The organism is Bacillota bacterium, from assembly GCA_012839765.1.
Lineage (GTDB): Bacteria > Bacillota > Limnochordia > DUMW01 > DUMW01 > DUMW01.
In genome coordinates this window covers 42,792-67,808 of sequence record DUMW01000031.1, presented here as the reverse complement: position 1 = coordinate 67,808, position 25,017 = coordinate 42,792, and the positions used below count along the sequence as shown (strand labels likewise).

Here is a 25,017-nt window from a genome sequence, read left to right as displayed (position 1 = left end):
CTACCCCTCCCTAATCCCGCAGTTGGCGGCCGGTGATCTCTAGAAACACGTCGTTCAAAGTAGGCTGGGTGGAAAACACCCGATTGAAGGAGATCTCCCGGGACTTGAGGTAATCCAATAGGTGGAGCAAATTGTGCTGCCCCCCTTCAAAGTGCACCAAAAGATGATTATCCGCGAAGGTGGCCCGGGTCACATTGGGCAGTTGCCGGATCTGGGCTAGATCTTCGGGGGGGAGGAAATAGACTTCAACATTGATGCGCTCCCCGTGGTTGATCATCCCTTTCAATTCCTCGGTGGTCCCTTCGGCCACGGTCTTCCCCTGATCCATGATCACCACCCGGGTGCACAGTTGCTCCACCTCCTCCATGTAGTGGGAGGTGTAGATGACAGTGGTACCATGGCGGTTCAGCTCCTTGATCCCCTCCAGGATTTTATTACGACTTTGGGGATCCACCGCCACCGTGGGTTCGTCCAGGATCAACAGTTCCGGTCGGTGGGCAATGCCACAGGCAATGTTCAGTCGGCGAAGCAAGCCCCCCGAAAGCTTCCGGGGATAGGTCCGCCGGAAGTCGTCGAGTCCCACAAACTCGATGGCCTCCTGCACCAGTTTCTTCCGGGTCGCCGCGTCCTGCACATAAAGGCCGCAGAAGTAGTCTACGTTTTCTTCCACCCGCAATTCATCAAAGACCGCCACGTTTTGCATCACAATCCCGATCCTCTGCTTAATCTCATAGGCATCGGGCCGCATGGGCTGCCCAAAGACTTCAATGGTGCCCTTATCATATTTCAACAAAGCCAAGATGCAGTTGATGGCCGTGGTCTTACCGGACCCGTTAGGTCCCAGAAGGCCCACAATCTCTCCCCTTTTCACCTGGAGGTTAAAGTGGTCCAGGGCCAGCACATTGCCGTAGCGTTTCACCAAGTTTTCCACCCGTACCAGCATAGTTGCTCCTCCTTTTCCTTACCTAGCCCCATTCTACTAAAAGGCAGCCTTCCTAAGAAGTAACGAAGATCAAAAGCTTCCATGACAATTGTCACAGGAGAAATTGCCCCCCACCGGGGGATATGCTAATCTGGTAACAAAGGAGACGTGATCATGGGAGTCTTGCTGCGGCTAGTATTGCTGGCCTGCTGTATTACCCTGCTGCCAGGACAAGCGGAGGATGTGAGCGCAGTGGTGGCGCTCCTTGCGGCCTTGACCAGCAGCGCGTTAAATGGTTATCTGCAAGCAAAGCCCGTCCTTGGTGTCACTTTGGGCCTGTACATCCTCGCCTGCATGCTCTGGCCCCCTTTCGGCCTATTTGTCCCCTTGGTGTGCTATGACGCCCTAGTGATGTTCCAGGCCACGGACCGACCGGGCTGGCTTCTGGCCGTCATCGGTGCTTTCGGCGTAACGGTGGTCAATCTGCCGGTGGCCACAGGACTCTCGGTGGGGGCTTTACTGGGGGTAAGCTATCTATTGGCCTATTACACCGTGGCCCTAGAAAAGAACGATAAGATGGCCAGGACCCTCCGAGACAACGCCCATGAGCTAACCCTGTTGCTCCAACGTCAAAACCAAGAGCTGTTAGCTAAACAGGATTACGAAATTCGCCTGGCTACCTTAAACGAACGAAGCCGCATCGCCCGGGAGATCCATGATCATGTGGGACATCTTCTTTCCCGATGTCTTTTGCAGGTAGGTGCTTTACTGGTCACAAAACCCCACGGCCCCCACCAAGAAAGCTTAACAATGATCAAAGACACCCTCGCCCAGGCCATGGAACAGATGCGAAAAAGCGTCCATGATCTGCACGCTGAATCCTTCGAACTGCGGACCCAGGTGGAAGCCTTGGTCCAGGAGTTCACCTTCTGCCCCATTCGCCTGGACTATCGCTTGGAAAGGGAGCCGTCGAAGGACATCGCCTATTGTTTCCTGGCGGTGATCAAAGAGGGCTTGAACAATATCATGCGTCACTCCGGGGCTACCCAAGCCACCCTCATGCTTTTGGAACACCCGGCCCTCTATCAGCTCATCCTGCAGGATAACGGTGCTGGGGCCCGTCCGGATACTGGACAGGGACTGGGTCTAAAGAGTATGCTGGAACGGGTTCAGACCCTGCAGGGTCAAATGACCATCGACCAAGAGGGGGGCTTTAGGATCTTTATCTCCATTCCGAAGGGAGGCAAAACCCGTGAAGGTTCTCATCATCGATGACGACCCCCTGGTGTGCCAAGCATTGAAGACCATCCTGGAGGCAAACCCAGACCTGGAAGTGGTGGGAGTAGGTTACGACGGCCAACAGGCCATCGCGCTTTTCTCCAAACTACAGCCCGATGTCCTACTGATGGACATCCGGATGAAGGGGACCTCGGGACTGACCGCTTGCCAAGAAATCCTGCGCCACCATCCCCAGGCCCGGATCCTGTTTCTCACCACCTTTTCCGATGATGAATATATCCTCCAAGCCCTCAAACTGGGCGCCAAGGGATATATCCTCAAACAGGATTTCGAAGGGATTGTACCCGCGCTGAAGGCGGTCCATCGAGGCCAAAGCGTCTTCGGGGAGGCCATCATCACCAAACTGCCTACCCTTCTAAAGGAGGACAGACCAAGGGATCTCCGCCAGTTTGACATCACCGAACGGGAACAACGGATCATTGAACTGGTGGCTCAGGGATTAAGCAACAAAGAGATCGCTCAGACTCTGCACCTGAGCGAAGGGACGGTACGCAACTATCTAAGCACGATCCTGGAAAAACTAGGGCTGCGCGATCGCACCCAGTTGGCAGTCTTCTTCCTCACGGGGAAGTGAATAGTAAAAAGCCGCGAAGGAAAAGACCCTTGTACGCGCCTAATGCCGATCTTCAGGATTAACCTTTTCTAGTTTTACCACCACCGGGCGGTGATCCGATGCTTGGGCATCGATGACCTGATAAGCCTTGGGTACAAGATCAGGGGAAAGATAGACGCGATCGATCCGGGCCCCGGTGGAGGAAGAACTGGGGAAGGTACTCCCTTGGGGATCAAACAGGCGGCCGGCATCCACATAGTGTTCCTCCAAAAGCCACAGGGAATCTTCCCTTTCCGCATTCCAATCCCCCAAGAGGATCACCGGCCCCTCAAGCCTGGTGGTGTATTCCAAGATCGTTTGGACATGGCTCAACCGTTCCTGGGCCTTCAGCCCCAGATGGGTCACGATCACGTTCACCAGGCCGAACCCCGGCACATCCACCACCGCATGGAGGAAAGACCGATCCTCCTGCGTACCAATCTGGGGCAACCGGTGATTGGACACCTCTACAATGGGGTATTTGCTCAACAGGGCATTGCCGAAATAGCCGTTCCAGATCCGGGACAGGGCCGGGCCATAGGCGTAATACATACCCAATCCTTCGGCCAGGGTCCGCACTTGATCCTCATGCAAGGAGCGCCGGGCATACCGGACATCCACCTCCTGCAGGCCGATCAAATCCGGCAGACCCCCTTGGATCATCGCCCGTTGGGTGGCCTCCAGATCCAAAGTACCGTCACTGTCACGCCCATAGTTGATGTTATAAGTCATCACCGTAAGGGTGGTGACAGGTTCCTGGGGCAGCTCCTGTAGGAAGCTTCCCGAAAGGGCAGGCAGGGGCCCGGACGTCCTATGTAAACAGGCCACAAGTAAGATGAGAACCGCCACGATCCCTCCCAGCTGCTTCCAAGTCAAGGAAACCCCTTCTTTCGTAGTAGTATGTTTTCTTTTTTCCATAACCCTATCCCCTTTCCTGCAAGAATTGTCTGGTAAGTCCCATTTTGCAAGGTTGGGCTGCTTTCTATCCTTGGTGAGGGCCCCAAAGGATTTTGCCAAAATCCGTCGTACTAGTCACGTAAGGGAGAAAGGGGAGGAAGAAATATGTCGGAAAGAAAGAAGTTTTATCAAGAGTTGATCTCCCTGGAGGATCTGGCCGCGCTAGAGGAGCAACTGCGGAACCTAGTGGAACGGGAAATCACCTCCGTGGAAGATTTGGAGAAGTACTTACTTGAGGAAAGCAAACTCATGGAGGCCATTGGCGAAGTACTCAACGGCGATTACATCCTCTTCAACTGTTACAGCAACGATGAAGCCATTGCCCAACGTCATCAGTTCAATCAGACCAAAGTCATCCCCCTGTTGAAGAAGTACGAGGCTTTGCTGGACAGAAAATTCTGGGATAGTCCCTATCGGGAAGAGCTGGAGAAAAGGAAGTACGAGATTCTCCTTCAGAGTAAAGCCGTGGCGGTGGAGCTGTTCCGGGAGGAGAACATCGAACTGATGGTCCAGGAAACGGCCCTGTCCGATGAATATGCAGTTACCATTGGGAACACTACCATCATTTGGGAGGGCCAGGAAAAGACCCTGCCGGAGATGACCATGTTCCTGAAGGACCCCGACCGACAAGTCCGCAAAGCCGCGTGGGAGAAGACCACCGCCCGCCGTAGCCAGGATTGGGAAAAACTCGATGGGATTATGGACCAGCTGGTGCAGCTGCGCCATCGGATGGCGGTAAATGCGGGGTTAGCAGATTACCGAGAATACATGTTCAGAGTCTATGAACGTTTCTCCTACACCCCCGAGGATTGTCTTCGGTTCCATGAGGCGGTGAAAAAATGCGTCGTCCCCCTGAAGGACGAAGTGGAAAAACGACATCAAGAAAAACTAGGACTTACCGAATACCGGCCGTGGGATATCCAAGGCACTCCCCAGGGCCAAAAGCCTTTGATCCCCTTCACCGAGGTGGAAGAGCTCGTGGAAGGGACCAAGGAGATCCTCCACCGCCTGGATCCCCTCTTTGCGGAAGTACTAAAGGATCTGCAGGAGAACCACACCTTGGACCTGGTGCCCCGGGTGGGGAAAGCTCCCGGCGGCTTTTGTTGCGACCTACCGATCTCCAATCGGTCCTTCATCTTCATGAACTGCACCGGCACCCATCAGGACCTGATCACCCTAGTCCATGAGTGTGGCCATGCCATCCACAACAAGCTAGCAGCCCACCATCCCTTAGCCCGGTATAAGCATGCGCCCATGGAGGCGGCGGAATTTGCCAGCATGTCTATGGAGTTTTTGACCATGGAGCACTGGGGCCGGTTCTATAAGGAACAGGACCTGATCCGGGCGCAAATTGATCAACTGGAAGATGTGATCAAATTCTTGCCCTGGGCCGTCACCGTGGACCGTTTCCAGCACTGGCTCTACCTGCATCCTGAGCACACAGCCCAGGAGCGCAATGAGAAATTCCGGGAAATCGCGTCCCAGTTCAGCCATCACTATACCGACTGGTCTGGGCTTGAACGGGAACTGAGCCACGCGTGGAAGGCCCAAAGCCACATCTTTGGCAACCCCTTTTATTATATCGAATACGCCATTGCCCAGCTGGGAGCCCTGCAGCTGTGGCGACAATACAAAGAGGATCCCCGCCGGGCCATCGAAAACTACAAACGTGCCCTGTCCTTAGGCGGCTCAAGGCCCCTGTTGGAGATCTACCAGGCCGCGGAGATCCAGTTCGCCTTCTCGGAACCGGTCCTGGCAGAATTGATGGACTTCGTCAGCACAGAGTTGTCAAACTTGAGGAAACTGCAAGGCTAGGTTTTCCACCCAAGGGCCGTCACTGATCGGCCCTTGGGTTGTCCAAGACATAGCTGTCTAAGGTGCCGTTGGTCCTCTCCTGACTCCGGCCCAAGGCCCCGTAGGTAACCTCTTTCACAATCTCCGCGGAGGCCTTGAACAGCTTTTCCTCTTCCTCGTTTAGGGGAATCCTTAGGATCTTATCAATACCGGTACTGTTAATCACCGCGGGCATCCCCAGACAGACATCGTTCACCCCATAGTAGTCATTGACTAAAGTAGACACGGTCCAAACAGAACCCTGGTCCAACAGGATCGACTCCACAATGCGGTGCAGGCCCATGGCAATACCGTAATAGGTAGCCTTCTTGCGCTTGATGATTTCATAGGCCGCATTGCGGACATTATGGAAGATCTCCTCCAGGATCGGACCGTTGTAGTAGGACCGACAGACGGGACAAAAATCCTGGATGCGAATCCCCGCGATATTAGCCGAACTCCACACCACCAACTCCGAGTCCCCGTGTTCTCCGATCACGTAGGCATGGACACTACGGGGATCAAGGCCCATCTGTTCGGCGATCAGGTATCTAAGACGGGCCGTATCCAAGATCGTCCCAGAACCAATAACCCGCCGGGGTGAGAAGCCAGAGTACTCGATGGCCGCATAGGTAAGAACGTCCACCGGATTACTGGCCACCAGTAAAATAGTGTCGTTGTTATACCGGGTAATCCGTTGGACGATGTCCTTCATGATCTGGGTATTGGTTTTGGCCAAATCCAACCGAGTCTGCCCCGGCTTCTGCGGGGCCCCGGCACAAATCACAATGATCTGGGCATCGGCGCAGTCAGGGTAATCCCCCGCGTAGATCTTCATCGGGGAAGCGAAGGGTAGGGAATGGTTCAGATCCATGGCCTCCCCCTCGGCCCGATCGCGATCCAGGTCAATGAGCACTAGCTCAGAGATTAATCCCTTCATCACCGCGGTATAGGCAAAGCTAGCGCCCACCATCCCCGTACCCACCACCACAACCTTTGCTCCCTTGTGCACTGGCTCTGTCATTTTCCCAACCACCTTTACCGAAGACTTGAAGAGACCCTAAAATCGCATCCTACCGCCGCAGTACGCGCAACCTCTTCATCACATCGTTTTGGCCCCGGCCGAAGTAGTCATGCAGCTGTTCGTATTCCCCATAAAGCTGGGTATATACCCGATGCCGCTTTGGGTCGGGGATGAAGACTTCATCCTTCAGCTGAGCCATCTTCTTTGCCGCTTCCACGATATCATCATAGCCCCCGGCCTCGCTTCCCGCGGCCACCGCGGCAAACATGGCGGCCCCCAACGCGCCCGCCTGGGTGGTTCGGGCCACCTTGATGGTCCGACCGGTGACGTCGGCGTAGATCTGCATAAGCAACGGATTTCGGTGGGGCAAACCCCCACAGGCATAAAGCTCCTGAATGGCCACCCCCGCCTCCTCACAGGCCTGAATAATCCGCCGGGTCCCGAAGGCCGTAGCCTCGATCAGGGCACGATAGATCTCTTCGGGCTTAGTATTCAAAGTCATCCCGATAATCATACCTGACAGGTCCGCATCCACCAGGATCGAGCGGTTCCCATTCCACCAATCTAGGGCCAAAAGCCCACTTTGCCCCACCGCAAGCTCCGCCGCCTTCTCCGTAAGGAACTGGTGAATGTTGATCCCCCGCTCCTGGGCCTCCGCTTCATATCTGGCCGGTACACAGTTATTTACAAACCACTCGAAGATGTCCCCCACCGCAGCCTGACCCAACTCATAGCCAAAGTAACCAGGAAGGATCCCGTCCTCCACCACCCCGCACATACCCTCGATGAACCGTTCCTCGGTGCCCAGAACCATGTGGCAGATGGAAGTTCCCATCACCATCACCATCTTCCCCGGCTCGGTCACTGTGGCAGCAGGCACCGACACATGGGCGTCTACACCGCCCACTGCCACCGCCGTGTTGGTGGTTAATCCCATAAGTTCCGCCCACTCAGGGGTAAGGTAACCGGCCTTGCTACCCGCAGGATAGATGTCCTCGGACATCTTCTCCTGGACGATGTTCTCCAGTTTAGGATGCAAGGCCGCCAAGAACTCCCGGGAAGGATACCCCTCCTGTCGGGACCACAGGGCCTTGTATCCAGCGGTACAGGCATTGCGGGCCTCCACGCCGGTCAACTGCAACACGATCCAATCGGCGGCCTCCAGGATCCGGTCCGCGGCTTCATAAACCTCCGGCGCCTCTTCGATAATCTGCAAGACCTTGGGAAAGAACCACTCGGAGGAGACGGTGCCGCCATAGCGGGCAAGAAACTCCTCGTTACGGTCCCGGGCCAATTGATTCAATCTGTTAGCCTGCCCTTGGGCCGCATGATGTTTCCACAGTTTCACCCAGGCATGGGGGTTGTCCCTATAGGCGGGTTTCATACACAAAGGTACCCCCGCCTGATCCACGGGCAAGATGGTGCAGGCGGTAAAGTCGATACCGATGCCAATCACATCCGCAGGCCGCACCCCAGCCTCTTTGATCACCGCGGGCACCGTCCGCTTTAGCACCTCCAGATAATCCCGGGGATCCTGCAGGGCCCAGTCGGGACCCAACCGGATGTTCCCCTGGGGCAGCACTTCATCAATGACCCCATTGGCATATTCATAGACCGCCGAAGCCAATTCCCGGCCAGTCTCCACCTCCACCAAAAGCGCGCGTCCCGATTGCGTCCCGAAATCTATGCCGATAGTGTATCTCACACGGATTCCTCCTTGTTTCCATTCTTATGGGAATATTTCGCTACATCGCCAAGAAACCCTGCAGTTTTTCCGCTATCTGTGTAGCAGGAATCTTGGTCAGAGATCGGGAAGAAAAGGAGAGACCATTGCAAAAAAAGGGGTCCATCCATGATGAGAAAGCTGACCTTTGGTTTCCTATTCGTTGTCCTTTGTCTTATCACCGCCGGCTGCACCTCCCTCATTGAGAAGGGTGCCCTTTATCTGTACGGGCGCAGTGATGTGGCCATCACCCACTATGACCTGGAATTGGATATCAGGGACATAGGCTCTACGGAGGCCAATCGCCGGGCACTAGAGGTGGATTTCGCCGCCACTTTGACAGTACAAGCTTTGAAGAATAACGTAGGCTCCATGTACTTTTTCTTGGATGAGGGGTTTGAACTGAAGGACGTCACCATCAACGGCCAACGGGCCAAATTCTCCAGATGGCAAATCCCCAGTGGCCTCCTTTCGGTCTGGTGGGTGGATTTCCCCAAGAAACTGGCCAAGGACGCAGTAACCCAGGTGACCATTTCCTACACCCATCGCGTGGAATCTCTCTACAATCTGCCAGAGATCCATTACAACACCGCCATGGCATGGTATCCCAGCATGCTGAGGGAGAACCTTTACACCTTCAGCCTCGAGGCCACCTTACCCGCGGGCTTGACCCCCATCGCCCCGGCAGAATTGGTGGAAGTCCAGACCCAACAGGATCAGAGGATGGGCTATCGGTTTGAGTCGACCATTCCAAGCCCCTTGATCCATTTCCTGGCCCTGAGGGTCGAAAAATCCACTTTCGAATATCCCGATGGGGAACCGGTACACGTTTACTATCCTTCTCGGTATGAACCGGCTGCGGCGGCCATCGCGGACACTGTACGCCAGGTACGCCGCTTCTACGAACAAACCTTTGGACCCTACAACGTTGAAAGCACCAGTGTAGTCGTGGTGGACTCCCTATGGGATGTCGCCTACTCCAGCCCCTATAGTGTGGTAGTGGCTAGCAACCTTGTGGCCGTGGGAATGTACAGCCAAAACTTTTCGGTGCTCACCCACGCCATCGCCCATGAACTCGCCCACTATTACTGGGGCTACACCACTGTACCCTTGCTGACCGAAGGTTGGCTTTTAGCCGAAGGGTTAGCGGAGTACTCCGCCAAGCTCTTCCTTCAGTCCCGCCAGGAGACGGAGGCCCTGCGGTTGATGCAAGACAACTATGCTAATTATCTTTATATCATCGAATACCTGCGGTCCCAGGGAGAAAAGGAAATGCCTTTGGCGAAGATCACCTTCATCTACCAGGATCACTTTCCCCTACTGACCCATAAAGGGGTGTTCGTCCATCAAATGGCAGCGGACCTCATCGGTGAGGAAAACTACAAGGCAGTACTCAAAGAACTGTACGACCGGACAAGAGGCGGCACCATCTCTCTGCAGCAATGGCAGGATGCCATCCAGAAGGTGAGCACCCAAAACCTTACCTGGTTCTTCAACTCCTGGGTCCGGGGTGCGGGAACGGTGGACTTTGCCATTAACGAGGTGAAAACTACCGGAAGACAAGCTACGGTGAGTATCACAAACCAAGGGAATCTCCAGCACCGGGGCCCGGTGGAGGTTTTGATCCAGACCACCGAAGAGACGAAAACTATCAATGTCGTACTGGATACGACCCAAAACACCCTGAAGGTGGATTTCCAAGGCCAATTGCAGAGAATTGTCATTGATCCCAATTGGAAGTTGCTCGACTTGAGGCGGGAGAACAACCATGTCCAATTCTGAGGTACAGTTGTTTTATCAGAGGATCCACTACCCCCTGGGACAAATCACGGTGGTGTACCAACCGGATCAGCGGGCCGTAGCCATCGCTTTTGACGGTGAGACGAAGCAACTGGCGGCAAGGCTAGAAAGGCAACTGAAAAGAGCAGTAATCCTGAGCAAACAGGTAGGCTGGGCCTACACCCACCTGCTGGAAGAGTATTTTTTAGGCCAACGACGCACTTTGGAAGGAATCGAGTACAAACTATACTGTACTCCCTTCCAACAGCGCGTCCTTGGCCTTGTGCGTCAGATTCCCTACGGTAACGTACGTACCTACGGAGAGCTAGCCCGTGAACTAGGCGAACGAGGTTACGCCCGAGCAGTGGGCGGTGCTGTAGCGAGAAATCCGCTCCCGATCCTGATTCCCTGCCACCGGGTAGTCAGCACCTCGGGCCGGGGTGGTTTCACCCCGGATCCGAAGATCAAGGAATACCTCCTCACGCTAGAACGGGCAAACCGTCCGAAACATCGCTAGAACTTGCGTCGGGCATTCCGTGCGTCCAGTAACGTCTTGTCTTCCGGATTCAATCTGACTACCTTCTTGGCGTTGGTCTCCACGTTGGTCATGATCACCTTGGCACCACCGCCGCCAAGCTCCATTACTTTCGTAATGGAGTAACCTTGTTTCTCCAGCTCCAACAGCTGATTCCAAGCAACACCCACAGTTACCCCTCCCCCTTATAGAGTTGCTTCATTAACATACTTACGACATTATACCCGCCGATTCCTGCCTACATTCGAAGTCCCATCCCTCCGGGTTCGTCAAGATTGGCCAGCTGGTTACGGAAAATCCCCAACCGACATACTTGCTTCTCCCAATGTTGGCAATGCTCACAGGTCCGCTGAACCTGTTCCATTCTGGGGGAAAACTCCGAACAAGTCTCTCCTACCGCAAGTAACTGCGATTTGCTAGGCAATTGGGCTCCCTCCTTACTCTCTTTTCCCTATAGTCTGGCCAAAAGCCCGATAAAGACCAACACCGTTTCCTGGTAAGTGTTGGGGAAAAAAGGAGAAGCCCGCACTTACAGTCTATGTAAAGCATGGGGCAAGGGTTTTTCCGTCATTGACCACGTCTTTCCAATGAGCGAACAACCATCGCAGCTAGATGGAACCATGAAGCATACGTGGCATCTTACGTAAAACCAGGGATAGTGTCCGCAATTCAAGTGTTTGCCTGAATGGATCGAACCCGAAAAGTACCCGTTCCGTTTCCACCGAAAAGGGACGAAAAAGTATCCAAACGGTTGTGGCTACAAGCGATTGATCCCTAATCGAGCCTGTGCACGTCTGCAATACTAGCGAAAATGTTAGCACAGCGAAGATCGATCCCGAAAACTAGCCTTACATCTGTGGTTGTCTGCGTCCAAGCACCCCACAAGCTTACCCACGCCCCGTGTATATGCATAACCCTGTTTCCTAGGACAAGTATTTGACCACTGGGAGGATGGGGGTGAAACTCGGCCTCCTTTGCCCTTGGACAAACAACCGTGTCCCCAATGCCGAGCAAGAGCAGTTGTTGGCTTTGTTGGTAGAAAGTAAAGACCTTTTAGAAGCATAATCAGCAGGCTTCTACCACATGTTATGAGGGAAAGATCGCGGTTAGTCTTTGGGCAAGGAGAGGTTGCTGTGTCCCAGTTAAGATACGATCCCAGTACGGATTCTTGGGTAGTCATCGCTACGGAACGGGGAAAACGTCCCCATGATTTCAAAATCGCCCCCTTGGAGCGCCGGGGTGGTGAATGCCCTTTCTGCTACGGCAACGAGAACCAGACACCACCGGAGGTCTATGCTAGCGGCCGGGAAGTAGACGTGCCCAACAGCCCCGGCTGGACTGTACGGGTGGTGCCGAACCTGTTTCCCGCCCTCTCCCTAGAGGCACAAGCGCGAGAGGAGGTCGTTCCACCCCTCTACAGAGAAATGCCGGGCATCGGGGTCCATGAGGTGTTTATCGAATCGCCCCATCATGATTCCACCTTCGGCAGTCACTCCAAAGGTCAGTTGAAAAGCATCATCAAGGCACTGTTGCAACGGTACTACACTTTACGGAGCAATCCACAGCTGAAATACCTACAGTTCTTTAAGAACTCTGGCCGGGTGGCGGGGGCTTCTTTGGAGCACGCCCACTGTCAGATTATCGCCACGCCCATGGTACCCGCCACTGTGGCCCACAAACTGACTATAGCCAAAAGATATTTCGAAGAGCACCGACACTGTCTTTATTGCGCAATGGTGGAAACCGAACCGGCAGGTCCCCGCCTGGTGGCGAAAAACGAACACTTCCTGGTGTTTTGTCCCTTCGCTTCCCGGTTCCCCTATGAGATGTGGATCCTGCCCCGGCGGCACAACCATGACTTTGGCCTATTGGCCGATGAGGAAATCGAACCCCTCTGCGAGATCCTCAGCATGGGGTTCCGTAGGCTAGAGACCGCCTTCGAAGTCATCCCCTACAACATGGTTCTGCACACCACACCCTTCGAGCCAGGGCACGAATACTACCACTGGCATTTGGAGATTCTGCCGCGGCTGACCATCATTGCGGGCTTTGAGCTAGGCTCCGGATATTACATCAACCCCACGGCGCCGGAACTGGCCGCCGAAAGCCTCCGACAGGTGGAGGAAGAGATCGTTACCTACAGTTGAGAAAGGGGATGGTCCTATGGGTCGCATGGAATTTGATGAAACCTACAAAATCCTGTTTGCTTCCGCGGAAGTGGTACCCTTTGCCAAGACCGGAGGTCTGGCGGATGTGGCCGGGTCCCTACCGAAGGCCCTTGCCACCTACGGCAATGATGTGCGGATCGTGATGCCAAGATACGCCCGAATCCAGCCCACCCGGACCATCGGGGACTTCCCCGTACAGGTGGGCTACCGCAAAGAGACTGCCATCCTCCGGGAAGGTGAGATCGAAGCCCGCATGGACGGGGTCTTTAGGAAAATCCCGGTCTACTTCATCGACAACTACCACTATTTCGACCGGGACCAGATCTACGGCTACTGGGACGAGGCGGAACGATATGCCTTCTTCTGCCGGGCGGTTCTAGAAATGACAAAGATGCTGGGCTTCAAGCCGGATATCATCCACTGTAACGACTGGCAGACGGGACCCATTCCTTTGTTACTGAAGGAACAATATCAGTGGGATCCCTTCTTCCGGGGAATCGGTACCGTCTTTACGATCCATAATCTCCGCTACCAAGGGAATTTCCCTAAGGAGACCCTCCATCTTTTGGGCTTGGGAGATGAATACTTCACCCCGGAACGGCTGGAGTTTTACGGCAACATCAGCTTTATGAAGGCAGGGCTCCTTTGGTCCGATGTATTGAACACCGTAAGTCGCACCTATGCGGAGGAAATCCAGGATCCCCACTACGGTGAGGGAATGGATGGAATCCTGCGGCAGCGCAGCCAGGACCTGTACGGGATCTGCAACGGGATCAACATCCATGAATACAACCCGGCCACCGACCCGCGGATTTACCACAACTACACTGCGGAGGACCTGGAGGGAAAAAGGCGCAACAAGATGGAGCTCCAACGGGAAATGGGCCTACCCCAGCTGGATGTGCCCTTGCTGGGCATCGTCTCCCGCCTGGTGGACCAAAAGGGCCTGGATCTCATCGCGGACATCAGTCGGGATTTGATGGAGCGGCCCATGCAGTTGGTGGTGCTAGGTACCGGCGATGCCTACTACGAAGACATGTTCCGGGAACTGCGTAGCCTGTATCCGGATCGCATCGGGGTGGAAATCGGGTTCAACGTCACCTTGGCCCAGCGGATTTACGCCGGCTGTGACATGTTCCTGATGCCCTCAGCCTTTGAACCCTGCGGCCTGGGTCAATTGATCAGCCTCCGCTACGGCACGATCCCCGTCGTGCGATCCACCGGTGGTCTACGGGATACGGTCATCGAGTACAACCCCGACACAGGCAGTGGAAACGGGTTTTCCTTTGCCCCCTATGACTCCAGTGCCTTACTTGCAGCCATCGACCGCGGCCTTGAGCTTTACGACAGCCCTCGGGTCTGGCAATCCCTGGTGAAACGGGCCATGCAGGAAGACCACTCCTGGAACCGGTCTGCTGCAGAATACATGGGGCTGTACAAGAACGCCCTTGCCCGCCAATTAGCCGTGCTAACCGCTTAGGGGAGGATGGCGCACCCGCGTCATCCCCCTTTTTTCTACACCGGCCGACGGCCCGTCCCCAGGTCTTTCCTCGCTTTGCACATCCCCATCGGCTTCACTAGTGAATTTCGTCCCCATTTTCGGCAGGAGGTTCGAAGAAGGCGGTGAATATATTCTATTACAATTGAAAATCAGCGGGAGACTACCCGTAATTGGAGATGGTTTAGGTGATATGGAATCCGTCCTGTGAAACGATGCCACGGGAAGAGATTGTAAAGCTCCAGGAGGAGCGGCTTCGTGCCTTAGTTCACAAACTTTATAACAAGGTGCCCTTCTATCAGAAGAAGTTGGACGAGGCAGGGATCAAGCCGGAAGACATCCAAACCTTGGCAGATCTGCGGAAACTGCCCTTTACCACTAAGGATGATCTGCGGAACCATTATCCTTATGGGCTGTTCATGGCACCCATGAAGGACATCGTCCGTGTCCATGCCTCCTCGGGCACCACGGGACAACCCACCGCCGTGGGGTACACCCGCAAGGATCTAGAGACCTGGTCGGAACTGGTAGCCCGCATCGTCTGCCAGGCCGGGGTCACTGACGAGGACATCGTCCAGATCTGCTTCGGCTACGGCCTGTTCACCGGTGGTTTTGGTCTGCACTACGGCCTGGAAAAGGTGGGAGCCTCGGTGATTCCCGCCTCCAGCGGCAACTCCCGGCGACAGATCCAGCTGATGAGGGACTTCGGCACCACCGCTTTGGTGAGTACCCCCTCCTATGCGTTGTATCTAGGCGAAGTGGCCATAGACATGGGCATCGATCCCAGCAGCCTTAATGTCCGCCTGGGGCTTTTCGGGGGAGAGCCTTGGAGTGAAGGCATGCGCCAGGAACTGCAGCAGCTTTGGCCCAAGATGAAGGCCACCGACAACTACGGTCTCAGTGAAGTGATGGGACCGGGAGTGTCCGGGGAATGTACCATGGGTGAGGGGATGCATATCGCGGAAGACCACTTCATCCCCGAGGTCATTGATCCCGAAACCGGTGAAGTCCTGCCCCCGGGAGAAAAGGGCGAACTGGTCCTTACCCCCCTCACCAAGGAAGGTTTTGCGGTGCTTCGCTACCGCACGAGGGACATTACCAGCCTAAATTACGAACCTTGTCCCTGTGGGCGCACTCATGTTAGAATGGAGAAAGTAACTGGTCGCACCGATGACATGCTCATCATCCGGGGCGTCAATATATATCCTTCCCAAGTGGAAAGCGTCCTAACCAACATTCCTGGTGTAGGACCCCACTATCTGTTGGTAGTCTCCCGGGAGGGCAGGCTGGACAACTTGGAAGTGCAGGTGGAAGTGAGTCGTGACTGCTTTGCCGGTACCTACCGACAGCTAGAAGAATTGCGTCGTACCGTAGAAGAACAACTGCGCTCCACCCTAGGGATCAGTCCCGTGGTGAAGCTGGTGGAATACCGGAGTCTAGAGAGGACCGCGGGTAAGTCCCAACGGGTGATCGATAAGCGGAAAATTGGAGAGTAGATCGAATGAAACAATTGCTTTCAGGAAACGAGGCCATCGCGCGGGGAGCCTACGAAGCCGACGCCAAGGTGGCGGTAGGCTATCCGGGAACTCCCAGTAGCGAGATCCTCGAGAATATTGTGAAGTATGAAGGAATCAAGGCCCAGTGGGCCCCTAACGAAAAGGTGGCCCTGGAAGTGGCTGCGGGAGCCTCCCTCGGAGGCGCCAGGACCATTGTCACCATGAAACACGTAGGCCTGAACGTGGCCGCGGACCCCTTGCTTACCTTAAGTTACACCGGGGTGAACGGTGGGCTGGTGATCATTTGCGCCGACGATCCGGGGATGCACAGCTCCCAAAACGAGCAGGACACTAGAATGTATGCCCTCTTCGCCCAGGTGCCGTTGTTGGAGCCCGCCACCAGCGAAGAGGCCCGGCAGTACATGCGCCTAGCCTTTGAGCTGAGTGAGCAATACGATACACCAGTGATTCTGCGCTCCAACACCCGGCTTTCCCACTCCAAGACCGTGGTGACTTTCGGGGAAAAAAGTGCGGTGCCGAACAAGCCCTACAAAAAGGATATGGCCAAGTACGTCATGTTGCCTGCCAATGCCAAGGCGCGGCACACCAAGGTCCTGGAGCGAATGGAAAGACTAGCGGAAGATGCGGTGGATAGTCCAGTAAACACGGTTCATTGGGGAACCAAGGACGTAGGCATTATCACCAGTGGTATCGCGTACCAATATGTCAAGGAGGCGGCACCCCAGCTTTCCATCCTGAAGCTCGGGTTGGTCCATCCTTTGCCCGAAAGGCTAATTCGGGATTTCGCCGCCAAGGTAGAAAAGATCGTGGTCGTAGAAGAACTAGAGCCCTTTATCGAGATGCAGGTAAAGGCCATGGGCATCCCCTGTGTGGGTAAGGAATACTTCCCCCGGGAAGGGGAACTGTCCACCACTTTGGTCAAGCAGGGACTAGCCAAACTAGGTATCGTCGAATATGTAAGCCCGGAGATCGCCTCGTCCTCCACGGAGCTGCCCAAGCGGCCCCCGGCCCTGTGTCCTAGTTGTCCGCACCGGGGTGTCTTCTACACCCTACAGCGGCTGCGGGTTAATGTGACGGGGGATATTGGCTGTTACACCCTCGGTGCTCTGCCGCCCCTAGGGGCAATGGACAGTTGCCTTTGCATGGGTGCCGCGGTGGGTATGGCCCATGGTTGGGAGCTGGCCGATGGGGAAGCAGCCCAAAGGACAGTGGGTGTTATCGGGGATTCCACCTTCCTGCATTCGGGAATTACGGGCCTGATGAACACCGTGTACAACCAAGGAACAAGCACCATCATCATCCTGGACAATTCCACCACGGCCATGACCGGTATGCAGGAGCACCCGGGCACCGGCAAGACCCTGGCCGGCCAGAGCACCTATGCGGTGGATCTGTCCAAACTGGTGGAAGCCCTGGGGGTCAAGCGGGTGGTCACGGTGGATCCCTACGACCTAGAGGCTCTACAGCGGGTGATCAAAGAAGAACTGGCCGCAAGGGAACCGTCGGTAATCATCACCAACCGGCCCTGTGCTTTGCTGGTGAAGTTCCGGGAACCGGCTTTCCAGGTGAACCCGGACAAGTGCACAGGCTGTAAGGCCTGTCTGCGACTGGGTTGCCCCGCGATCAGCTTTAGCGACGGCCGCGCCCAGATTGATCCTGTGTTGTGCACTGGTTGTAGCCTGTGCGCCCAGGTTTGCAAGTTCGATGCCATCAGCCAACAATAGGGCTGCTTTGCTTTTGGATAGGGAGGTGCCGGTGCATCCGGTCGGATGCGCCAGGATAAGATGGAAAAGATTAGAGATATTGTCATTGTCGGTGTAGGCGGACAGGGGATCATTCTCGCTAGCCAAATCTTGGGCCAAGCGGCGATGTCGGCGGGCTTTGACGTCAAGGTGGCCGAAACCCACGGCATGGCCCAAAGGGGCGGCAGCGTCGTCACCCATGTGCGCCTGGGTCAGGAGGTCTTCTCCCCCACGGTGGAGCTGGGCAGCGGCCAGTGCCTGCTGGGTTTTGAACTTCTAGAGACGGCCCGCAGCCTTCCCTTCGTTAAACCAGGGGGATTGATCATAAGCAATACACAGAAAATGCCTCCTTTGAGTGTGGCCGCAGGCAACGCGATATATCCTACGGATCTGGAGGAACGCCTCGAGGAGCACAATGCATTGCTGATTCCCGCCTTAGATCTTGCCCAGGAACTGGGTAATCCCCGGGTGGTAAACCTCATCATGCTGGGGGCGTTGTCGGTCTTCATGGAAATTAACGACAGCTGCTGGCAGAAAAGCATCCTCGGTTGCATCCCTGAGCGCCTGTGCAAGATCAACCAGGAGGCCTTTGCCCTTGGTCAACGCTTTGCGCAAGGAAGGAGATCGTCATGAACAAGTTCAACCCGACCTGTGAATCAATGAATAGGTCAGAGTTAGAGGCTTTGCAGCTGTCCCGGCTGCAGCAGACCGTAAGACGGGTCTATGAAAAAGTGCCCTACTACCGGGCCCAATTCGACAAAGCCGGAGTCCATCCCGAGGACATCCAAAGCCTCGACGATCTGGCAAAGCTGCCCTTTACCACAAAGGAGGCCCTCAGGGATAACTACCCCTTTGGAATGTTTGCCATTCCTCTTTCCGATGTGGTGCGGGTGCATGCCTCCTCCGGCACCACCGGAAAACCCACAGTGGTGGGCTATTCCGCCAAGGACATCGACATCTGGGCGGAACTCATGGCCCGCACCCTGGTGTGCGCCGGAGCAACCAAGGACGACATCGTCCAAATCGCCTACGGCTATGGTCTGTTCACCGGGGGACTAGGTGTCCATTACGGGGCGGAGCGTTTGGGGGCCACGGTAATCCCCATCTCCGGAGGCAACACCAAGCGCCAGATCATGCTGATGCAGGATTTCGGCAGTACCGTACTGGCCTGCACTCCTTCCTACGCCCTGTACTTAGCAGAGACCATGCGGGAAATGAACATAGACCCCTCCACCCTGAAACTGCGGGTGGGCCTCTTCGGCGCAGAACCCTGGTCCAATGAGCTGCGCCAGCAGATTGAGGAAAAACTAGGTGTTACCGCGATCGACATCTATGGCCTCAGTGAGGTCATTGGGCCCGGCGTGGCGTCGGAATGTCTGTGCCAACAGGGCTTGCATATCTTTGAGGATCATTTCATCCCCGAGATCATCGATCCGGTGACCGAAAAGCCCCTGCCCCCGGGCAGTGAAGGGGAGCTAGTCTTCACTTCCTTGACTAAGGAAGCCTTCCCCATCATCCGTTACCGGACCAGGGACATCTCTAAACTGGACTACACCCAATGTGACTGTGGACGGACCATGGTCCGCATGCACAAAGTCATGGGCCGCACCGATGATATGCTCATCATCCGCGGGGTGAACGTCTTCCCCTCGCAGATCGAGTCGGTGCTGATGAGCATGGGTCAGACGGAACCCCACTATCTCTTAGTGGTGGATCGGTCCAAGCAGGTGCTGGATGAACTGGAAGTCTGGGTGGAGGTCTCCACAGAGATCATCGATGAAGTGAAGAAGCTGGAAGATTTGAGCAGACAGATCCGGCAAGAGATTCAAAGCACATTGGGAATCAATGTACGGGTCAGATTGGTGGAACCTAAGACCATTGAACGGACCGAAGGCAAAGCAAAGCGTGTCATAGACCGAAGAGAACTCTAAAGAAGGGGGAGAGGTCTGTGGTGAAGGTAACCCAGATTTCTGTGTTCTTGGAGAACAAGTCCGGCCGGTTGGCCACCCTGGCAAAGATCCTGGCGGACGCAAGTGTAAATATTCGGGCTTTATCCATTGCGGACACCTCAGATTTCGGTATCCTTCGACTCATTCTCAACGATCCCGATCGCGGTTTCTCCGCCCTGAGGGATGCGGGCTTTGCGGTGAACCGCACGTCGGTAATCTGCATCAAAGTGCCGGATCGTCCCGGCGGACTTGCGGAGATCCTGAAAGTAGTGGAAACGGGGCAGTTTAACATCGAGTACATGTACGCCTTCGTGGAAAAAAGCGAAGACAACGCGTTGGTTATCCTCAGCCTGAACAACCTGGACGAAGCCATCGAGCTTCTGCAAAGGCACGGTGTTACCGTGGTGCCGGCGGAGGAGGTATACAGGATTTAAAAAGCAGCGGCTATCGGCCGCTGCTTTTTTCACAAGCCCAATCCAATCTCCGCAAGATCCTTCCTTGGCCCAACAGACTTAAAACATAATGGAGCTCGGGTCCCGAAGTCTTCCCCGTCACCGCGGCCCGTAGGGGCCGGAAGAACTGCCCTTTTTTCACACCCAGCTTATTGGGCACAACATGCAAAAGCTCCAGGGCCTCTTCGGGAGAGAACTCCCCAGGCCAACATTCAATTTCCTGCCGCACTTTAGTTAGGATCTCCTGGCTTTCGGGACGCTCCAAAAGCTCCCGGGCCTTTTCTTCCAAGGTAGCGGGCACATCCCCGAAAAGGAAATTCACCTGTTCCGGCAGTTCGGCAAAATACCGGATTTGGTCCTTCATGAGATCCAGCAGGCGACAGAGCCACTCCTCATTTGGAGCATGGAGCCCTGCGTTTTCTAGGTAGGGACGGCTAAGCCGGGCCAACTCTCCAATGGGCAACCGACGCAGGTATTGGCTGTTCATCCACTGGAGCCTTTCCACATCGAAGACCGCTGGACTCTTAGAGACCCGCTCCAGCTCAAAGTGGGCACAAAGCTCCTCCACCGAAAAGAACTCCTCTTCTCCTTGGGGGGACCAGCCCAAGAGGGCCAAGTAATTTAACATGGCCTCGGGCAAATACCCCGCCTCCCGGTACTCCCGTACCGAAGCAGCCCCATGCCGCTTGCTCAGCTTCGTCCGGTCCGGACCCAAAAGCATGGAGACATGGGCAAACAAAGGTGGCTCCTCTCCCAGAGCCTCATAGAGTAAAAGCTGCCGGGGGGTATTGGACAGATGCTCATCGGCCCGGATCACGTGGGTAATCTTCATGAGGAGATCATCGACGGTTACACAGAAGTTGTAGGTAGGATACCCATTAGGCCGCATGATCACAAAATCCCCGATATTATCCGTATTAAAAACCACATCCCCCCGGATGAGATCCTTAATAACCAATTCCCGGTCTTCGGGAACCCGGAAACGCAAAGAGGGGACCACTCCCCGATCTAGATAGGCCTTTTTTTCTTCCTCCGTAAGATGACGACAACGGCCCCCGTATCGAGGCATCAAACCCTGGGCCTCATATTGGGCTCGCTCGGCGGCTAGCTCCTCGGGAGTACAAAAACAAGGGTACACCCACCCAGCCTCCTCCAGCCGCCGCGCGTATTCGCGATAGATCTCCAGCCGCTCCGACTGCCGATAGGGGCCGTAGTCTCCTCCCACATCCACCCCTTCGTCCCAGTCCATCCCCAGCCAGCGGAGATCCTCAAAGAGGGCCCTTTCATACTCCACCGCGGACCGCTCCAGGTCCGTGTCTTCGATCCTGAGGATCATCTTACCACCCCGGCCCCGGGCAAAGAGCCAGTTGAATAGGGCCGTATGGGCATTGCCTATGTGTAAATAGCCCGTGGGGCTAGGGGCAAATCGCACACGAATCACAAGTCTTCCCTCCAGTACCTAACGTGCTTCCTGCAATCTGGAAATGATCTTTTGCAACTGGGGCTCTTCCGCGATGGAGTTGTACGAGAAAAGGAGGATCCGCTGGCAGCCCGCATCCCGGGCGGCCTGCACCAGTTCCCGCAACAGCTGTGGGTCTTCACCCAGTTCGTAGGCCCGCACCCCCGCGGAGATCTTCCCTGGACCCCAGTGCGCCACGACCTCCTCCAGCCTATAGTATACGACACTGGGATCGAGATCGTAAGCCAAGGGGACAACAAAATCAATGATCCCCCTCTCCAGCCAGTGTTGCCAATCCTGAAAATGGTTGTCCCGGGCCACTTGGTAATGGGCGGTAACCGAAGCAGACACCGGCAGCTGGGGCTTCGCGCTTTTTACTTCCCGGTAGATGGCCTCCACCAGATCCGTAATCTGTTGCCGGCGAAAATCGTCCCAAAGGAGGGCCTGCTGGGCCCCGCCGGCGGTGAAACGCCGCCGCTCCACATCCACCGGATCCACCCCATACTGAGCCTTAAAATGCTGCCGCACCTGGGGATGGAAACCATACCGCAGGCCCGCATAGCGGATATAGTCCAGATGCAGACCATCCACGGGATAGTTTTCCACCAGTTCCCGGCAAACTTGCACTAGGAAATCCCGCACCTCGGGGACGCCCGGATCCAGCATAATGGCTGGCAGATCCGCAGGCAGGCTTGAAACATCCAACGGGTCGTAGGCAAGGAGAGAACGACCATCCACATCGTAGGTAATCCACTGGGGATGACTGTTGATCACATGCTTAGGATCTTGGGAACGACTAAGAAAGGAACTGATGGTGAGGACATTGACCCAAACATGGACCTTAATCCCGTACCGTTGGCCCTGGGCCAAGGCATAGGCCAAAGGGTCAAAGTCCACCACCGCCTGGGGGAGCAGTTCCGACCGGTAATAGGCCTCCCCCCGCCCATTGACCTGCAGCATTAATTCTCGGAAGCCCAGCTTCGACGCCAAGGCAAAGACCTGGTCGATGTCCTCCCGGGTCGTGAGGGCATAGCGTACCACCCACGCCCCGGCAATGGGGGTTTCGTTGGTGGAGCCGATCCCTTGCTGCCGATGGCTGTAAATACCCAACACTAACCCCAAGACAAACATGATCAGCACATACAACGCGGTGCGCCAAGGAAACTTGGGAGCCCGCGGCACCTGCACCGGTTCAGTCATGGGGGTTACCTCCCACTAACGCCACCGCATGGGCCTCGATACACTTTTCCTCGCCCACGGGACCTAACCCTTCGGTAGTGGTGGCCTTCACATGCACCTGCTCCACTGGGATATCCAGGGTCCGGGCAATATTCTCCCGCATCTTCTCCCGATAGGGCGCAAGGCGGGGCCTTTGGGCCACCACGGTGGCATCGAGATTATAGATGACATAACCTCGGTCCCGGAGCAGATCCCCCACCTGTCTCAACAGGACCAAGCTGTCGATTCCCGCATAGGCGGGGTCCCCAGCGGGGAAGTGCTGGCCAATATCTCCCAAGGCCACAGCCCCTAACAGGGCATCCATGAGGGCATGGACCAGGCAATCGGCATCGGAGTGGCCCAGCAAACCCAGGTGGTGAGGAATCTCCACACCGCCCAGGATCAACTTCCGGCCCGGTTCTAACCGGTGGACGTCATAGCCGTGTCCGATCCTCAGCGGGGGCTGGGTTCCCTTTAGATACATCTCCGCCATCTTCAAATCCTCCGGTGTTGTAATCTTCAGATTGGTCCTTTCGCCCTCCACCAGTTTCACCGGCACACCCAGCCGTTCCACCAGGGCACAGTCATCGGTGGCCCCGGTCAGATCCTGCCGGTAGGCCCGCCGCAAAAGATCTAGGGTAAAGACCTGGGGAGTCTGAATCAGCCGCAATTGGGTTCGGGGCAGAGTGCCGGTTACAAAACCCGCCTCATCCACCCTTTTCACCGTGTCCCACACCGCAACACCCAGGGCCGCCGCACCGTGGATCCTAGCCGCTTCCAAAACCCGCGCCAAAGCCTGTCTTGTCAGCAGGGGCCGAGCCCCATCATGGATAGCCACCAGGTCCCCTGGGTCCCCTTGGATCTCGGCCAAGGCCCCCTTGACGGTGTGACTACGGGTTTCCCCCCCGGCGATGAGTTTGATCCCCGCCAGGCCATAGTCCTCGAAAAGGCCCCGGGCGTAGTCCACATCCTCTGGACGCACCGCCACGATCATCTCATCAATTAAGTTACTCTGCTGCAGTGTCCGCAAGGTCCGCACCAGCACCGGAATTCCCCCAAGGAGAAGGTACTGCTTGGTGGGAAAGCCGGTTTTCCCCATCCGGGTGCCACTGCCGGCCGCGGGCACAATACAATAGACCTTTGGCATCTTTCACCCTCCAAAGACATCAAAAAAAGGACTTCGCCAAAAACTGACGAAATCCTTTATGGGGTTGCCCCAAGGTGCGTTTAGAGTGCCTTTTCCATCACCTTCGGCCGGGCGAAGATCATTCGGCCCGCCGCGGTCTGCAGCACACTGGTCACCATCACCTCGATCTCCTGACCGATGTGCTTCTTACCGCTGTCCACCACGATCATGGTGCCATCATCTAGATAGGCCACCCCTTGCCCCTGTTCCTTGCCATCTTTGATCACCTGTACTAACATCTCTTCACCGGGCAATACCACGGGTTTCACCGCATTGGCCAGTTCGTTTATGTTCAGGACCGGCACCCCCTGCAACTCCGCGACCTTGTTCAAGTTGTAGTCGTTGGTGAGGACAGTTCCGTTATATTCCTTCGCCAGCCGCACCAGCTTACTGTCCACATCTTGCCCATCGGGATAATCCTGATCCACGATCTCGATGGGGATCACCGACTCCTTCTGAATCTTGTTGAGGATATCCAAACCGCGCCGACCACGGTTGCGTTTCAAGGAATCGGGGGAATCGGCAATATGTTGCAATTCCTCCAAGACAAATTGGGGGATGATCAGGGTCCCTTCTAAGAAACCAGTTTTAGAAATATCGGCAATCCTGCCATCGATAATAACACTGGTATCGAGAATCTTGTAACTGGTCGTGTCCCCATTGGCACCAGATAAATGGCTATCCTTGGACCGGTTTTCCGGGTCTAAGCCCAGCATACCGAGAAGTTCGTCCTTTTTCTTCACCGCGGTGTAGGCCCCCGCATAGCCGCCAAAGAGCACCACAAACAACCGGATGTAGCTGATCACCAAACCGGCGGGGAAGGGCATCGTGGCCAAAATGACGATGAGTAAGCCCAAGACCAGACCAATCACCCCGGCGACCATGTCGGTGATCGGTGTATTCTGGAGCGCACTGGTAACACCCACCACCGTGCGTTGCCACACGCCATAGATGGCCGGAGCCAAAAGCACGCCGATACACAGGCCCAGTAGCCCACCTAGAATACCGGCCCAGCCGATCAAAGGCTCCAGGGATTCCTGGGCGCTGAACAGCTGCTCCAAGCCCGCGGCGATGCTGTTGTAGCCGATCACCAGGCCCACAATCCCGCATACAAACCGAAAGAGTTTTTCATTCATCCTCTTCACCTCCTGTCAAAGATTTGAG

General features: G+C 55.6%; 21 protein-coding genes. 12 read left to right on the top strand and 9 right to left on the bottom strand.

Translation table 11 applies throughout. From position 1 onward, the window contains the following. Nucleotides 1-10 precede the first annotated feature (10 nt). Entirely contained in the window at nucleotides 11-940 is a 930-nt protein-coding gene (locus GXX57_03145; protein ID HHV43652.1) for an ABC transporter ATP-binding protein, read from the bottom strand. A gap of 156 nt (nucleotides 941-1,096) precedes the next feature. Between GXX57_03145 and GXX57_03140 the strand changes: the two genes are divergently transcribed. Both GXX57_03140 and GXX57_03135 read left to right on the top strand, forming a co-directional pair. After that, nucleotides 1,097-2,197 (top strand): sensor histidine kinase, encoded by a 1,101-nt coding sequence (locus GXX57_03140; GenBank protein HHV43651.1) that lies wholly within the window; start codon nucleotides 1,097-1,099, stop codon nucleotides 2,195-2,197. Then, nucleotides 2,175-2,795, top strand: coding sequence for a response regulator transcription factor (locus GXX57_03135; protein ID HHV43650.1), 621 nt, complete (start codon nucleotides 2,175-2,177; stop codon nucleotides 2,793-2,795). The genes GXX57_03140 and GXX57_03135 overlap by 23 nt, the downstream gene beginning before the upstream one ends. 39 nt (nucleotides 2,796-2,834) lie before the next feature. Here GXX57_03135 and GXX57_03130 read toward each other — a convergent pair whose 3' ends face one another. Next, nucleotides 2,835-3,731 (bottom strand): endonuclease, encoded by an 897-nt coding sequence (locus GXX57_03130; GenBank protein ID HHV43649.1) that lies wholly within the window; start codon nucleotides 3,729-3,731, stop codon nucleotides 2,835-2,837. Between the two features lie 144 nt (nucleotides 3,732-3,875). Between GXX57_03130 and GXX57_03125 the strand changes: the two genes are divergently transcribed. Continuing rightward, on the top strand, nucleotides 3,876-5,585 hold the full coding sequence (locus GXX57_03125; GenBank protein ID HHV43648.1) for a M3 family oligoendopeptidase: 1,710 nt from the start codon (nucleotides 3,876-3,878) through the stop codon (nucleotides 5,583-5,585). A 19-nt stretch (nucleotides 5,586-5,604) separates the two neighbouring features. Here the strand turns inward: GXX57_03125 and GXX57_03120 are convergent, their stop codons facing one another. Next, nucleotides 5,605-6,627, bottom strand: coding sequence for an L-lactate dehydrogenase (locus GXX57_03120; GenBank protein HHV43647.1), 1,023 nt, complete (start codon nucleotides 6,625-6,627; stop codon nucleotides 5,605-5,607). Between the two features lie 49 nt (nucleotides 6,628-6,676). Next, nucleotides 6,677-8,338 carry a ribulokinase gene (locus GXX57_03115; GenBank protein HHV43646.1) on the bottom strand — a complete coding sequence of 554 codons (1,662 nt, stop codon included), beginning with the start codon at nucleotides 8,336-8,338 and terminating at the stop codon, nucleotides 6,677-6,679. A 144-nt stretch (nucleotides 8,339-8,482) separates the two neighbouring features. Here GXX57_03115 and GXX57_03110 point away from each other — a divergent pair, with 144 nt between their 5' ends. After that, nucleotides 8,483-10,132, top strand: coding sequence for a M1 family metallopeptidase (locus GXX57_03110; GenBank protein HHV43645.1), 1,650 nt, complete (start codon nucleotides 8,483-8,485; stop codon nucleotides 10,130-10,132). Beyond that, complete coding sequence (locus GXX57_03105; GenBank protein ID HHV43644.1) at nucleotides 10,119-10,646, top strand: methylated-DNA--[protein]-cysteine S-methyltransferase; 528 nt, start codon at nucleotides 10,119-10,121, stop codon at nucleotides 10,644-10,646. The genes GXX57_03110 and GXX57_03105 overlap by 14 nt, the downstream gene beginning before the upstream one ends. Here the strand turns inward: GXX57_03105 and GXX57_03100 are convergent. After that, nucleotides 10,643-10,834 carry a hypothetical protein gene (locus GXX57_03100; protein ID HHV43643.1) on the bottom strand — a complete coding sequence of 64 codons (192 nt, stop codon included), beginning with the start codon at nucleotides 10,832-10,834 and terminating at the stop codon, nucleotides 10,643-10,645. The genes GXX57_03105 and GXX57_03100 overlap by 4 nt on opposite strands. A 963-nt stretch (nucleotides 10,835-11,797) precedes the next feature. Here GXX57_03100 and galT point away from each other — a divergent pair. The 7 genes from galT (at nucleotide 11,798) to GXX57_03065 (ending at nucleotide 19,972) form a co-directional block, all read left to right on the top strand. After that, nucleotides 11,798-12,811: a galactose-1-phosphate uridylyltransferase gene (galT, locus tag GXX57_03095; protein HHV43642.1), complete on the top strand. Its 1,014-nt coding sequence runs from the start codon at nucleotides 11,798-11,800 to the stop codon at nucleotides 12,809-12,811. Nucleotides 12,812-12,836: 25 nt separating this feature from the next. Further along, the gene (gene glgA, locus GXX57_03090; protein HHV43641.1) at nucleotides 12,837-14,312 is read left to right on the top strand and encodes a glycogen synthase GlgA; all 1,476 of its coding nucleotides are present in this window, start codon (nucleotides 12,837-12,839) and stop codon (nucleotides 14,310-14,312) included. 206 nt (nucleotides 14,313-14,518) lie between these two features. Then, entirely contained in the window at nucleotides 14,519-15,826 is a 1,308-nt protein-coding gene (locus tag GXX57_03085; GenBank protein HHV43640.1) for a phenylacetate--CoA ligase, read from the top strand. A gap of 5 nt (nucleotides 15,827-15,831) precedes the next feature. Then, nucleotides 15,832-17,571: an indolepyruvate ferredoxin oxidoreductase subunit alpha gene (gene iorA, locus GXX57_03080; GenBank protein HHV43639.1), complete on the top strand. Its 1,740-nt coding sequence runs from the start codon at nucleotides 15,832-15,834 to the stop codon at nucleotides 17,569-17,571. Nucleotides 17,572-17,631: 60 nt separating this feature from the next. Then, nucleotides 17,632-18,222 (top strand): indolepyruvate oxidoreductase subunit beta, encoded by a 591-nt coding sequence (locus GXX57_03075; GenBank protein HHV43638.1) that lies wholly within the window; start codon nucleotides 17,632-17,634, stop codon nucleotides 18,220-18,222. Further along, entirely contained in the window at nucleotides 18,219-19,520 is a 1,302-nt protein-coding gene (locus GXX57_03070) for a phenylacetate--CoA ligase (GenBank protein HHV43637.1), read from the top strand. The genes GXX57_03075 and GXX57_03070 overlap by 4 nt, the downstream gene beginning before the upstream one ends. Before the next feature lie 20 nt (nucleotides 19,521-19,540). Then, complete coding sequence (locus GXX57_03065) at nucleotides 19,541-19,972, top strand: amino acid-binding protein (protein HHV43636.1); 432 nt, start codon at nucleotides 19,541-19,543, stop codon at nucleotides 19,970-19,972. 10 nt (nucleotides 19,973-19,982) lie between these two features. On the opposite strand, the gene GXX57_03060 is transcribed toward GXX57_03065, so the two are convergent. The 4 genes from GXX57_03060 to GXX57_03045 all read right to left on the bottom strand — a co-directional run bounded on the left by GXX57_03060 (nucleotide 19,983) and on the right by GXX57_03045 (nucleotide 24,989). Next, on the bottom strand, nucleotides 19,983-21,431 hold the full coding sequence (locus tag GXX57_03060) for a glutamate--tRNA ligase (protein HHV43635.1): 1,449 nt from the start codon (nucleotides 21,429-21,431) through the stop codon (nucleotides 19,983-19,985). Nucleotides 21,432-21,449: 18 nt separating this feature from the next. After that, nucleotides 21,450-22,649: a family 10 glycosylhydrolase gene (locus GXX57_03055; GenBank protein ID HHV43634.1), complete on the bottom strand. Its 1,200-nt coding sequence runs from the start codon at nucleotides 22,647-22,649 to the stop codon at nucleotides 21,450-21,452. After that, nucleotides 22,642-23,814 carry a 2-C-methyl-D-erythritol 2,4-cyclodiphosphate synthase gene (locus GXX57_03050; protein ID HHV43633.1) on the bottom strand — a complete coding sequence of 391 codons (1,173 nt, stop codon included), beginning with the start codon at nucleotides 23,812-23,814 and terminating at the stop codon, nucleotides 22,642-22,644. Before GXX57_03050 ends, GXX57_03055 begins: the two co-directional genes overlap by 8 nt. 80 nt (nucleotides 23,815-23,894) lie before the next feature. Beyond that, entirely contained in the window at nucleotides 23,895-24,989 is a 1,095-nt protein-coding gene (locus tag GXX57_03045) for a TRAM domain-containing protein (GenBank protein HHV43632.1), read from the bottom strand. Between the last annotated feature and the right edge of the window lie 28 nt (nucleotides 24,990-25,017).

Coding starts and splice junctions, on each gene's coding strand:
- GXX57_03125 (HHV43648.1), top strand. CDS start 3,876: ATGTCGGAAAGAAAGAAGTTTTATCAAGAGTTGATCTCCCTGGAGGAT.
- GXX57_03055 (HHV43634.1), bottom strand. CDS start 22,649: ATGACTGAACCGGTGCAGGTGCCGCGGGCTCCCAAGTTTCCTTGGCGC.
- iorA (HHV43639.1), top strand. CDS start 15,832: ATGAAACAATTGCTTTCAGGAAACGAGGCCATCGCGCGGGGAGCCTAC.
- GXX57_03045 (HHV43632.1), bottom strand. CDS start 24,989: ATGAATGAAAAACTCTTTCGGTTTGTATGCGGGATTGTGGGCCTGGTG.
- GXX57_03120 (HHV43647.1), bottom strand. CDS start 6,627: ATGACAGAGCCAGTGCACAAGGGAGCAAAGGTTGTGGTGGTGGGTACG.
- GXX57_03140 (HHV43651.1), top strand. CDS start 1,097: ATGGGAGTCTTGCTGCGGCTAGTATTGCTGGCCTGCTGTATTACCCTG.
- glgA (HHV43641.1), top strand. CDS start 12,837: ATGGAATTTGATGAAACCTACAAAATCCTGTTTGCTTCCGCGGAAGTG.
- GXX57_03075 (HHV43638.1), top strand. CDS start 17,632: ATGGAAAAGATTAGAGATATTGTCATTGTCGGTGTAGGCGGACAGGGG.
- GXX57_03110 (HHV43645.1), top strand. CDS start 8,483: ATGAGAAAGCTGACCTTTGGTTTCCTATTCGTTGTCCTTTGTCTTATC.
- GXX57_03130 (HHV43649.1), bottom strand. CDS start 3,731: ATGGAAAAAAGAAAACATACTACTACGAAAGAAGGGGTTTCCTTGACT.
- GXX57_03105 (HHV43644.1), top strand. CDS start 10,119: ATGTCCAATTCTGAGGTACAGTTGTTTTATCAGAGGATCCACTACCCC.
- GXX57_03070 (HHV43637.1), top strand. CDS start 18,219: ATGAACAAGTTCAACCCGACCTGTGAATCAATGAATAGGTCAGAGTTA.
- GXX57_03050 (HHV43633.1), bottom strand. CDS start 23,814: ATGCCAAAGGTCTATTGTATTGTGCCCGCGGCCGGCAGTGGCACCCGG.